Genomic DNA, 12,190 nt, shown 5'->3' with positions numbered 1-12,190 from the left:
TTCAATGGGATCATACTCTTATGAAGGGGAGGAGGATGGAATTGGAGGTGAGCCAGCATGATTCGGGGATCACGTAAGCGCCGGAGGGAGAGACTTCGAGATCGCCTGCTGAGATCAGCGGAATGGCCGTTGCCGTGAAAAAATCGCGGACCGGCCGTCCGAAGAGCCGCTCAACTTCATCGGGGTGCAGCCCGTGGCGGGTGCGCAGGCGGGTGATCAGCAGGTCATTGAAACGGCTGTCGGTGCTTTCTTCCTCCGTGATGCCGAAACCGCGGCCTCCGGCGGCGATATAGTCTTTAAGCGACGACGGGTTGAATGATCTTCTGAATCCGTCAAACGAATGTGCCCCAGGGCCGAGGCCTATGTAGGGCGAATTGTCCCAATAGGCCGAATTGTGTACGGCCTCGCAGCCCGGAAGCGCGAAGTTTGAAATCTCATAGTGAACATATCCGGCCATGCGGGTCATGTCACACAGAGCCTCATACATCGCCTCGGCCATATCATCGTCCGCCTCGGTGACCGTCCCTTTCCGGCGCATCGCATCCAGGCGGGTTCCAGGTTCATATGACAGCAGATAGGCCGAGATATGTTCCGGTCTGAAACTGATCAGCCGTTCAAGAGACCTGCGCCATGATCCGGCCGTCTGTCCGGGAAGTCCGTAGATGAGGTCGCAGCTGAGATTGTCTATGCCGCCACGGCGCAGACAGTCGATAGCCTCCGCCGCACGGGCCGCACTGTGGTGGCGTCCTACGGTGACAAGTTCGTCATCGCAAAACGACTGGACCCCCATGCTCACGCGCCTGAACGGAGTCTCGCCGCTGATGAATCTTACCCAGTCATCGGTCACATCCTCAGGGTTTGCCTCTATTGTAGCCTCGCGCAGATTCTCGGTCGGAAGAGCCTCAAGCAACCGTCGGAGCAGTTCAGCCGGAAGTGACGACGGGGTGCCGCCGCCGAAGTAGAGCGTATCGACCGGCTCGCTGAGCCCGGCTGACCGTTCTCCCCACTCGCCGATGGCCGCATCGACAAAGGCCTCCATCCACTCGCGGCGCGGAGTTGAATAGAAATCGCAGTAAGCGCATTTGGCATGGCAGAAAGGTATGTGGACATATAGTTTCATAGACGGTATGAGTGTGGGGGGATAGCTGTAAGACGGTCAGATCATTGCGGATTCCTGCGACAGATAGCCTTGAAACTGCAGAAAGTGCAGCTGTCTTCCTTGAGAGCCTGCGTAAACGGTATGTTGGGGTTGAAAATCTCGGCGATAGTTGAGCGGAAGCGCTCCATGAACTCCTCGTTGACCGGGCGGTAGTCGTCAAGCGCCTCGCCGGAATACTTCAGAGGGGGCAGCCCCGAAGTGGAGAGAGTGCGGAAGGGATAGATCTGAGGCCTGATGGCTCCGTCATATCCTGTCTGCTGCGCATAGGCGTTGCAGTAGAACAGCAGCTGGAGTATGGCCTTGCGGCGGTCTTTTATCTCCGGATCGAAAAGCTCGTCCATATCTTTGAATTCCGTCAGATCGCCGCCGGTCTTGTAGTCGACTATGCGGAGCAGTCCCAGCCCCTCGCCGTAGCGGCCTGAGGGATAGATGCGGTCTATGCGGTCGATGATCTGATAGATGTTGACGCTCAGAGAGTCGGTGATGCGCATGGTGCCTCTGACCTTGTGTTCGCCGTCAATGAAGTCAAAGGGTGCGATCCCTTTTTCCGCGCGGAACATCAGTATCAGAAAATGTTTCATCACGCGGGCCAGCACCTTGCATTCGCCCACAAGCGGAGTGCGGTCGCCGGCCGGATAGCGGTTATATTTTTCGTTGATCAGTTCCGTGATCACCGTATCGAGCTTTATTTCGTCCTTTATGAACGAATCGAGAATCTCAGAGGTGATCTTCACCTCGTGGCGTGAACCGCGCAGCTCCTTATAGAGTCTTTCGGCTGCGGCGTGCATGATGTCACCGTAGGTTCCGGAATCCATATAGTCCATCACCTCCTCGTCAAGGTCAAGTCCGCAGACTCTTTTCAGGTAGAACGAAAGCGGGCAGTTGATATAGCCGTTGATCGATGATGCTGAAAGCGTTCTTCCGCCTTTAACAGTAAATTCTTTCAGTTTGGCCATTATTTCAGGCGTTTTCTCCACGGTCAGCCCGGCCTCCTCGGAGATTACGCTTGAGAATGACGCCAGGTCATGGTCCACCTCGCATTCCGGGAAAAGATAGAGCAGCTGGGCTATGTAGCGTGATATCTCACTGTTTTTGCCGCTGAGAGTTCTGGCATCGTAGAAGAGCCTCACATTTGTGGCGCGGGAGATCAGGCGGTAGAACGAATAGGCGAAGATCGATTCCTGCAGTTCGGTGGTGGCCATGCCGTAGCTGCGCCGCAGCGAATCGGGAATGAACGAGCGCGAATACTGTTTCCGGGGGAAGACTCTCTCGTTCATTGACAGTATGATGAGGTTGTCGAAGTCAAGCGCGCGCGTCTCCAGCACACCCATCACCTGCAGGCCTTTCAGCGGCTCGCCGGTGAAGCGGATGCTGGCCGACGAGATGGTTGACTGAAGCAGTTGTATGAAGGTGGTGTCCTTCATGCTGATCTTCCAGTTGCGGCAGGCTCGGCGTATGTTCTCAAGCTCTATCAGATAGGTGTCGAGAAAATAATTTTCGATCATCCTCTCCTTATCGCCGGCGGTGAACTCGCGCAGAGTGCTTGCGAGCCTGAAGAAATAGTCGTGTACCTCATCTATGCCATTGGTGTCGGTCACCGGAGTGAAAATGAAAGCCAGTGCCGGAGCGGTCTCGGCTATCAGAGCGGCGCTGACCATGTAGAGACGGCGCTCCACCATCAGGCGCAGCAGCGCATTGCATCCTTCAGGAGCATAGCTCTGGAGCATGGGGTGGGTGAGCACTGCCCGCATGTCTTCATAGAAAAAGCTCCACTCGCCGCGGGAGCGGGAACTCCGGAGATGAAGATTGACGATGGCCGACATGAGCGATGAAACCGCTGTGTTTTTAAGCGGGAAACCCATTGTGACATTCAGGGCGCTGATGGCGGGGGGTACGGCGTGGACCATCGGGATGAACAGGCTCTCGTCAGGAAGCACAACGGCTGTGTCTATCGCATCGGCCGTATCCGTAACAGCTCCTGAGGCTATCCACCGGTCAAGCTGCTGTCCGGCAAGTTTGGTCTGACCGAATGCGCTCGGCACTCCGGTGATATGTATTTTCGGGAAGTCCGGATTTTCAGGATAGAGTTCGCCCAGATCATAGAGAGAAGGGAAGCAGCCCACGTTCTGCTGCATGAAAAGCGATGCGCGGTTTCCTTTTGCGCTGAAAGCCGGCGAGGCCATGTCCCAGTAGAAATCGGCACATCCGCGCGCCTGCAGTTTTTCGAAAATCTTGATCTCTGAAAGCGTCAGCACATTGAATCCCACAAAGATGTAGCGGCTGAAGGGCAGCTTGCGGTCTCTGCCTTTGCTCAGAAGATTGACGGCGTTGCGGGCAAACATGCCGCGGGTGGCCATGCCGTTGTCAAGCAGGCGTTTGTGGAAGCGCTCGAAAAGCTCGTCAAGCACCTCCCACAGTTGCAGAAATTTGTTTTCGAGCGGAGTGGGGGTGGAGTGGATGTGGTTCCAGAATTCATCCGGGCTGGAGTGTACGAACTTCTCGCCCCAGTAGCGGTTGATGATCTCGGTCTGCTCCTCGGTCAGATAGTTGGCGCTCACTTCGCGGAAGCGCTGGAGATTGACAAAGAGCTTGTGGGGGTCGACCAGATAGAGATCCACATCATTGAAATCGTTAAGCAGCATCTCGCCCCAGAAGAGGAAACGGTCGAAGTCAGCCACGTTCTCGCCGCTCAGTTCGCGGTATTCATTGTAAAGAATGAAGAGCTGGTCAAGGCGCGGAGCTTCGGTCAGTGCCGAAAAACTGCGCGTTACCTCTGCGATGGTGGCTATCTCAGGCATCAGGAAGGGCTTCCCTGCGGCTTCGAGCGCAAGATAGTGGGTGAAGAAGACTCCGCTTCGCTTGTTGGGAAACACGAAGCAATAGTCCTGGAGATTGCCGAGTTCATTGGCCGCATAGGCCCCGGCCACTTGGCGGAGGAAGGGGATCATTGGCTTTCACATTTGGTTTTAAACAACCTCAAAACCTCTTAAGGCGAGTGGGGTGGAGTGCTGGTGAGTGGGGGGATAAGGCCTCAGCGTCATGCGCGCCGGGGCCGGACTGTCAGAAATTCTTGATCAGGATGATCATTTTAATCGCGAAATCGAAGTTCACTATCTTGCCGTTTGCATTTCCGGCAATGTCAGAAGCCGCCCGGTTCATTTCGGCGATGATGCGCTCGGCATTGTTCTCGGTGATGAAGCGGGCGAAGTTCTTGCTGAACTGGGCCTCGTTGCGGTTTAGATAGAGAAGATCGGGAATATTGAAGTTGTAGATGAAATTCTCGCGGATGAGACGCTGGGAGTAATCATAGAACTTTACAGCCTGCTCTCTGCCGAGGGCCGCCACATCGGCGCTCCACTCCTTCAGGCCTTTGACATCGCGCTGGTAGGCCAGGCGCATGAGTCTGACAAAGAGATCGAAAAACATCCGGCTCACGCTTGTGGCATCCATAGCGCGCAGCGCGCTGTTGACATCGCCGGCGGCTATATGGGCCATCGAGAGCGCATCCTGCGGATCTATGGCCAGATTCTCGGTCAGATAACGGGCCACAGTCTCATCGCTGAGACGCTTCATCTCTATCGGGCGGCAACGCGAGTAGATTGTCGGTAGAATGGAGGCCGCATTGTCAGAGACGAGTATGAAAATCGTGTCGGCAAAAGGCTCCTCAATGAGTTTCAGCAGTTTGTTGGCTGTCTGTTCGTTCATCTTTTCGGGAAGCCAGATGATCACGGTCTTGTAGCGCGAGAGGGTGGTTGTCACCGCAAGCCGCTGCTCAAGAGCCTCGCTCTCTGAAACGTAGATCGCCGGCTGGGCGTTTTTCTTTTCGAAATATCCGGTCCAGCGGTCGAAATCCATGAAGGGGCTCGCGCCGACAAATTCCTTGAACTCCGACATATAGTCATCAGATACCGGAGATTTCAGCTTTTCGGTCTTGACCACCGGAAACACATAGATGCTGTCGACATGGTTGAAACTTTCATGCTGAACGCATGACTGGCAGCAGCCGCAAGGCTCGCCGTCAGGCGTGGGTGACTGGCAGTGGACAAACTGGGAGAACGTGCGGGCAAGCATGAATTTTCCTATGCCTGCCGGACCGTGGAGAAGCAGCGCGTGGGGAATGCGGCCGTCGGCCACCATGTCACGCAGCTGCCGCTTGACATTTTCATGTGATGGAATCTGACTGAACTTCATGGTAATGCAAATTTAGCATAAAAACATGAGATTTTAGACATTCTCTTGAACCGCCTAGGTAAAATCTCGCGTTTTTATACTAAATTTGCATCTGTTATGCTTGACATGTTGAAATTTTCGCGCAAGCCATATAAACTCGGACTCGTCCTCAGTGGAGGGGGAGCCCGCGGTTTTGCCCATGCCGGTGCTCTCAAGGCTCTTGAGGAGGTCGGCATAAAGCCCGACATTGTGGCCGGCGTGAGTGCCGGCTCGGTAGTCTCGGTGATGTATGCATCCGGAATGGCTCCTGAAGAGATCATCAAGGTATTCAGCGATGCCAAATTCGGCGATTTCGCTGAATTGGGTGTGCCGCGTGACGGCTTCTTCTCGATGGACGGCTTCAAAAAGTTTCTGCGCAGGCATGTCCGCTATGAGAATATCGAGGAACTGCCTCTTCCGGCGATGGTCTGCGCTACGGACCTTGACAACAACCGTCCGGTGGCCTTCTCGGAAGGCACTCTTGTGGACTGTGTGGCGGCTTCGTGCAGTATTCCTATTATATTCAAACCTGTAAGAATCAAAGGTGTCACTTACGTCGACGGCGGAGTGCTGGCCAACCTGCCGGCCTGGGCGCTCAGAGACAAGTGCAAATATCTCATCGGCATCAACTGCAGCCCCATGCCATCGCGCGGCAAGCCGAAATCTCTGATGGACATAGCCCACCGCACCTATGATCTGCTTGTCAAAAACAATTCGCAGGCTCAGATGGAGCTTTGCGACCTTGCCATCTCTATTGACGATGTGGCATCTTACAAAGTGTTTAATCTCAAAGAAATAACCCGTGTGTTCCGCTCAGGCTACGACAATACGCTCCAGGCTCTCCTGGATGCGGGATTCACCCTGCGCGGCGAACGGCGGAAGAAAAAATGAAACTATCCATAATGGACAGAAAACCAATCATCTATCAGCTATTACCAAGACTTTTTACAAACTCAAACCGTAACTGCATTCCCGGAGGCACATATCAGCAGAACGGTTCAGGCAAGTTCAACGACATAAATGAAGCCGTACTTTCAGGCATCAAGGAACTTGGAGCCACCCACGTGTGGTACACCGGAGTGATCGAGCATGCCACACGGACCGACTACAGCAGCGAGGGTATAAGCCCCGACAATCCTCACGTGGTCAAAGGCCAGGCCGGTTCTCCATATGCCATCAAGGACTACTATGACGTTGACCCCGATCTTGCTGTCAACGTCGGCAAGCGAATGGAAGAATTCGAAGCTCTCGTGGCCCGCACCCATGATGCCGGTCTTGACGTGATCATCGATTTTGTTCCGAACCACACAGCCCGCTGCTATCACAGCGATGTGAAGCCGGCCGGAATCAAGGACCTCGGCGAAGATGACAATACCGACATGTTCTTCGATCCGAACAACAATTATTATTATATAACCCGTCAGCTTTTCGCTCCGTCGGTCGACATGGGCAGCGGGAAGAAAGCATATATCGAATTTCCGGCCAAGGCCACGGGTGATGACTGCTTCTCGGCTTTCCCTGGCGTCAACAACTGGTATGACACCGTCAAGCTGAACTACGGGCGTGATCCCGGCAACTGGAGCACTCACTATTCGCCCATCCCTGACACCTGGATGAAGATGCTCCACATTCTGCGCTTCTGGGCCTCGAAAGGAGTCGATGCGTTCCGCTGCGACATGGTCCACATGGTGCCGCTGGAATTCTGGCAGTGGGCCATCCCTAATGTCAAGGACCGCTATCCGCACGTGAAATTCATAGCCGAGCTTTATGACATCCATATCTACCGCGATTTCATCGAAAAGGGCGGTTTCGACTATCTCTATGACAAGGTGAACCTCTACGATACTCTGCGGGCCATCCAGTGTCACAACCATTCGGCTGCTACAATCACAAACTGCTGGCAGACTGTCGAGGGCATTTCCCGGCACATGCTCAACTTCCTTGAGAACCATGACGAGCAGCGATTCGGCTCAAAGTTCTATGCCGGCGATCCCGCCAAAGTGATTCCGTCGCTGGTGGTCAGCTCCATGATTTCTACAGGTCCGATGATGATCTATGCCGGCCAGGAACTCGGAGAGCAGGCCACAGACAGCGAGGGCTTCAGCGGTTATGACGGACGAACCACAATTTTTGACTACTGGAGTGTCGGCACTCTGCGCCGGTGGTATAACGACGGCAAGCCAGGCGGAGCCTTGCTGACTCCGCGTGAGCGCTGGCTGAGGTCAAAATATTGCACCATCCTTAACATCTGCAACCGCGAGAGAGCCATCTCCGAGGGACGTTTCTTCGACCTTATGTATGTCAACTATCATAACCCTACACTCAATCCTCACCGCCAGTATGCCTTCATGCGCCACTGCGACGGCGAGACTCTTGTGATAGCAGTGAACTTCTCGGCTGATTCCTGTGATCTCGGCATCAACATTCCGCGCCATGCGTTCGAGATGTTAGGCATAGCAGAAGGCGAGGCCGTAGCCACAGAGCTCATAACCCGCGAGCAGGACACCAAACAGTTGAGCAGCACCGAGCCTTTCCGCACAATGGTGCCGCCTTATGATGCCGTGGTCTGGAAAATCCGCCACAATCAGATCCGTCAGAAAGCCAAAAAGTGATCAACCCGTAACCGCGTCGTTGCGGTCATGAAATAGTGAAAGGGGATGCGCCTGTCACCGGACGTTTCCCCTTTCATATTTTAAGATGGCTCTCTAATAGTCCAATACTATCGGCACCCGGTGTTCTTCCGCAAATCGGACAGCCTGGTAGAGCATCGAGTAGGCGCATTGGGCAAGATCTTCAGTGCGGTATTTTTCCTTTGGTGTTTTGTTAGTCCGTCTGATGAATCCTAAAATGAGTTTCGGCTCTTTGGTTTTTACCGGAACATAGTATTTATCGTTGCGCCATGAGAGGATAGTGGCCTCATCGGCTTTCCACAGCTGCCGGTTCAGTTCTTCCAGTTCCTTTTTCAGAAGTGACACCGTGGAGATTGAGCCTTCATTGCCTGTCGGGTATGCCGCTATAAAAATAGCATTGTCAGGAATGGGCAGCCAGAGATCTACATTATAAAGCAATGAGTTGACTATTTTTTTCGACATAGCTTCCTTGACTATAGGATCTTCAAGTGCGTCCCATCTGTTTTCCACATATTCCGGCAACGGGCGATTCAGAGACTGGCAGGCCTGCAACAACACCAGTGCGCCGAATGCTTCCCAATCCGGTTTGTCGGTATAGTAAGCGCATTCGCTTGTCTCGTCCCATAATGGCGAAGGGAGAGGCTGGTCGATGCCGGTGGCGATATTGTCAATCCATCGTGTGACCGTTTCTCTTATCTGATCAATTTCCGACGGATCTTCAACCGGTTTCATTTCATTGCCTGAACCGTCTGTCATTACGCATTTCTGTCCGTTTCCCTCAGACATCTGCTGGACGATGGTTTTCCAGTTGCGGCTGTAGTAGCGGGTCAGTTTTCCTGAATATATATCTAAGCCCATATTGCGAGAATGTTCTTTAGTCCGCTTGCAAAGTTAATATTTTTATTCAGATGTACATTCTTTATTGTTCCGTAAATGGCGAATTTTCAAGGTGAAAATTTTGTATTCCGACTCGATTGTGTAATTTTGTAATAGTATTGGCATTGTTCAGTCCCTGACATTTTGAAATAACAGGAAGTGTTGTGCTTATCATGTCTTCTATATCATAGAAGTTAAATCAAAATAATTAAATATAACATGAAGAAAATTACTGATTATCTGCTTGTGGTTGTAATGCTTTTCGCTTTGCAAGCTTGCTCGGACGATGACGAGCCCAAACATGTCGATCCCGCACGTATTTCGGGCAATTGGTACATTACAAATATCAGAGGTTGGGAATATGTTGGTGATGCTCAGGATGAAAAATATGAGTTTGACGAAACATTTAACTTTAATGGACAGGGTATTCCTGTCGGTGACAACATTATAGACGCTCAGAAAGTTGATATCGAAGTTGGCAGTTTCGATTCTGGAACCGAATCCTATAATATTGAAATTATCAGTTATTATTGGAGTGCATCAAGCCGGGAATGGAAGTTCAATCAGTCTGGCGAAGTAAGACTTAAGGGTAACCAATTCATTGACGGAACAATGAAAGCTACAATTAAAAAGCTCACTGACACTAACATGACAACGTATCAGAAAGACCAGGATGGGGAAACTTATATAACTTACACCAAGCTGTAATACGAACTCCACATAAGCTCAACTGCTGAATCATACAAATCCATAACTTGTGAAAAAAACAATCACAAGTTATGGATTTTAATTTGCTTTAATTTTTTATCAGAGGTTGTTTTTAATGACCTCTGATAAAAAATGCCGTCAGAGGCTGCGATATCAGACGCAATCTCTGACGGTCAGATTTTAGAAACTGTTGGTTAAACAGCCTTTCGGTTTCGGGTACTGTTATTTCACTACCACGCGGCGGATGTCGGTGAGGTTGGAGACGATGTAGAAGCCGGGTGTGAGCGGAAGTGTGGCGCTTCCGCTGACTGTGCGGTCGGCGAGGATCATGCCTTCGAGATTGTAGACGATGAAGCGGGAGGCTTCGCCGTGGTTCTCGATGACGAGTGAGCCGCCGAGCGAGTAGGCTTCCCAGGTCTGGATGTCATCTACTATCTCTATGGCTGACTGGCCTGCATAGTCGGTCACGGTGAAGTTGTCGATGTTCACGCGCTCGCCGGAGGTCTGGCGCAGACGGATGAGGTTGTCGCCTTTGACGTTGACCGGGAAGGTGAATTCCGTGTAAGCCGATGAGCTTATTTCGGCTTTGCCTGCACTCTGCCATGTCTGGCCGCTGTCAGCCGAGTATTCCACTTCGATGACTGCGTCATCATCGGTGCCGAAGCGTTTGGCCTGGAAGCTTATGGTGCCGATGCCGGCAGGCTTGGCCGATGCGGTGGTGATGGAGCTTGATGTGGTTTTGCCGAAGCGCACGGCGCCTGTTTTGTCAACACCTTCCGATGCGCTGAAGAGCACATCTTTGCAGTTCCATGTGGTGGCCGAGCCTTTGTAGACGTGGTTTCCGTAAGAGGTGCTTCCGATGGGGTTGAATGTCTCGATGAATGTCGGCACCGAGGGATCGGTCACGATGGCTTCCACCATTGAGTCGTCGGTGGAATAGCTTCCGGCGGTGGCAGTGATGAACGTTTCGTAGTGTCCGGCAGGGCTTGCGGCGATGCGGATGTAGAAGCGGTCTTCCATCGGGCGGAGGATCAGGGTGCGGGTCCATTCGGCTTTGTCGGTCGAGAGTTCGAACGGGCTGTTTACCGAGAGGGTGATTTCAGAGTCGATGTTTTCGGTCTCCAGCCAGAATTCCTCGCAGTCAGAGGGTTCGCCGGGCATTGCGGTGAGCACCACGCGGCTGTCGGAGCCATAGTGCATGATGTCAATTGAGGGCTGTGGCACGGCTGTGGTCACGGTCACGATATTGGATTTCATTGTGGCCGACGAGAGCTGATAAGTATAGGTGGTGCCGGGTTCGAGACCGGTAACGATGTGGCGTCCGTCATCGGCACGCACGGTCACGGGATAGCCGCTGATCGGTGTGCCGTTGAGGCTGACGGTCAGAGTGTAGTCCGAGTCTCCGGCAAGACCGGTCCAGCAGGCGGTGAAAGAGTCTTCGGTCACATAGGCTGCCTCATGGGCCGGGATGCCGTTGATGGCACTGGCTGTGAGTTTGACTTTTGTCACGAGTGATCCTGAAGTGAGAGTCAGGACCGCTGTGGCATTTTTTGCTGTCGATGAGCGGAAGGTGACAGTGACTGTGGCTGCCGAGCCGTTGATTTCGGCTGCCGGGACTGATGTGCGCGAGAGCGAGAAATCGGAGGAGCTGACGGTCAGACTGACAGCCGATGTGAGGTTCATGCCTTCGATTCTCACCGGCACCTGCAGAGGATAGTTGACGGCTGTGACTCCGAAGTTGACTGTCGAGCCGTTAAGCGGAAGATTGATCACCGGCTGCATGGTGGCCGATGAGTGCCAGCCTTCGGTTTTCTTGTCGCCCCAGATGTGGTCGGCCAGATCGGGGTGGTCAATGAAGGGGTTGCGGTTGCCCTGATATTTGCTGATGGCTTCGTTGCGGTCTATTTCTTTCTGGCTGACCGGGTCCTGGCGATGCCATTTGAGAAGCAGACTGACGGCCCAGGCATCGAACACCGGATAGCTGTTCTGGTCGAGCATGGCTCTGGCTTCGGTAGCGTTCCAGGAGGCGATGCGGTCGTTGTAGGCCGCGGCCATATAGAAATAGGAACGCGCGAAGTCACCTTTGTATTCATCAACGGGCTCAAACACAGTGCCGGAATAGCCGGGGAAGGTTGAGGCTCCGAGCTTGCCGAGAGGCTTGACTCCGTTGGCGGCGGCAACAGAAGAACCGTTGGCGCATTCGCCGTAGGGATGGTTGCTGCGCTGTCCGTTGACCTTGCCGTCAGTAGGATAGATGTGGAAAGCATCGGAATACATCGGACTTGCATCGTTAAACCAGCTTTTCGGCAGGGAGTGTTCGCGGTTGTAGCAGTCGCCTACTTTCGTGTAGCCGCCGCTTCCGCATTGTTCTTTGCGGTAGGTCCAGCGTTTGGTCGAATACATGTCCCAGATCTTTCCGTTTTCGTCAATATCGGAGGATCCGTAGACTCCCCACAGTCCGCTGTAGCCTACGTTGGTGTGCGGGCCTACAACCTTGCACAGGGCTGACAGAAGATCAGCTGCTTTTTTGCCTTCGCAGCTTTTGTAATAGTCGGAGGGAGCGGCCCCCAAAGAACTGCCGCCATTAGGAATGACGGCAGCAATGAGA

8 protein-coding genes are annotated in these 12,190 nt (G+C 53.1%); 3 read left to right on the top strand and 5 right to left on the bottom strand.

All coding sequences use genetic code 11. The features are described 5' to 3' along the window. Nucleotides 1–10 precede the first annotated feature (10 nt). The 3 genes from hemW to FDZ78_RS02615 all read right to left on the bottom strand — a co-directional run bounded on the left by hemW (nucleotide 11) and on the right by FDZ78_RS02615 (nucleotide 5,350). A complete protein-coding gene (gene hemW / locus FDZ78_RS02625; protein WP_136409034.1) occupies nucleotides 11–1,120 on the bottom strand; it encodes a radical SAM family heme chaperone HemW in 1,110 nt (369 codons plus the stop codon). A 41-nt stretch (nucleotides 1,121–1,161) separates the two neighbouring features. Next, the gene (locus FDZ78_RS02620) at nucleotides 1,162–4,107 is read right to left on the bottom strand and encodes a PD-(D/E)XK nuclease family protein (RefSeq protein ID WP_136409033.1); all 2,946 of its coding nucleotides are present in this window, start codon (nucleotides 4,105–4,107) and stop codon (nucleotides 1,162–1,164) included. A gap of 112 nt (nucleotides 4,108–4,219) precedes the next feature. Beyond that, nucleotides 4,220–5,350 (bottom strand): DNA polymerase III subunit delta', encoded by a 1,131-nt coding sequence (locus tag FDZ78_RS02615; RefSeq protein ID WP_136409032.1) that lies wholly within the window; start codon nucleotides 5,348–5,350, stop codon nucleotides 4,220–4,222. A gap of 105 nt (nucleotides 5,351–5,455) precedes the next feature. Between FDZ78_RS02615 and FDZ78_RS02610 the strand changes: the two genes are divergently transcribed. Both FDZ78_RS02610 and FDZ78_RS02605 read left to right on the top strand, forming a co-directional pair. Next, nucleotides 5,456–6,259 (top strand): patatin-like phospholipase family protein, encoded by an 804-nt coding sequence (locus FDZ78_RS02610; RefSeq protein WP_168189998.1) that lies wholly within the window; start codon nucleotides 5,456–5,458, stop codon nucleotides 6,257–6,259. Between the two features lie 11 nt (nucleotides 6,260–6,270). Continuing rightward, a complete protein-coding gene (locus FDZ78_RS02605) occupies nucleotides 6,271–7,980 on the top strand; it encodes an alpha-amylase family protein (RefSeq protein ID WP_240740322.1) in 1,710 nt (569 codons plus the stop codon). Between the two features lie 93 nt (nucleotides 7,981–8,073). Here the strand turns inward: FDZ78_RS02605 and FDZ78_RS02600 are convergent, their stop codons facing one another. Continuing rightward, the gene (locus FDZ78_RS02600; RefSeq protein WP_123398540.1) at nucleotides 8,074–8,856 is read right to left on the bottom strand and encodes a hypothetical protein; all 783 of its coding nucleotides are present in this window, start codon (nucleotides 8,854–8,856) and stop codon (nucleotides 8,074–8,076) included. A gap of 237 nt (nucleotides 8,857–9,093) precedes the next feature. On the opposite strand from FDZ78_RS02600, the gene FDZ78_RS02595 reads away from it, so the two are divergent. Then, the gene (locus tag FDZ78_RS02595; protein WP_107031258.1) at nucleotides 9,094–9,582 is read left to right on the top strand and encodes a hypothetical protein; all 489 of its coding nucleotides are present in this window, start codon (nucleotides 9,094–9,096) and stop codon (nucleotides 9,580–9,582) included. Between the two features lie 222 nt (nucleotides 9,583–9,804). On the opposite strand, the gene FDZ78_RS02590 is transcribed toward FDZ78_RS02595, so the two are convergent. Next, nucleotides 9,805–12,153 (bottom strand): endonuclease, encoded by a 2,349-nt coding sequence (locus tag FDZ78_RS02590; protein ID WP_240740321.1) that lies wholly within the window; start codon nucleotides 12,151–12,153, stop codon nucleotides 9,805–9,807. Nucleotides 12,154–12,190 lie beyond the last annotated feature (37 nt).

It is taken from the genome of Duncaniella sp. B8, from assembly GCF_005304985.1.
Taxonomy (GTDB): domain Bacteria; phylum Bacteroidota; class Bacteroidia; order Bacteroidales; family Muribaculaceae; genus Duncaniella; species Duncaniella muris.
The sequence above is the reverse complement of the archived record's forward strand: the minus strand, read 5'-3'. Positions and strand labels throughout refer to the sequence as shown.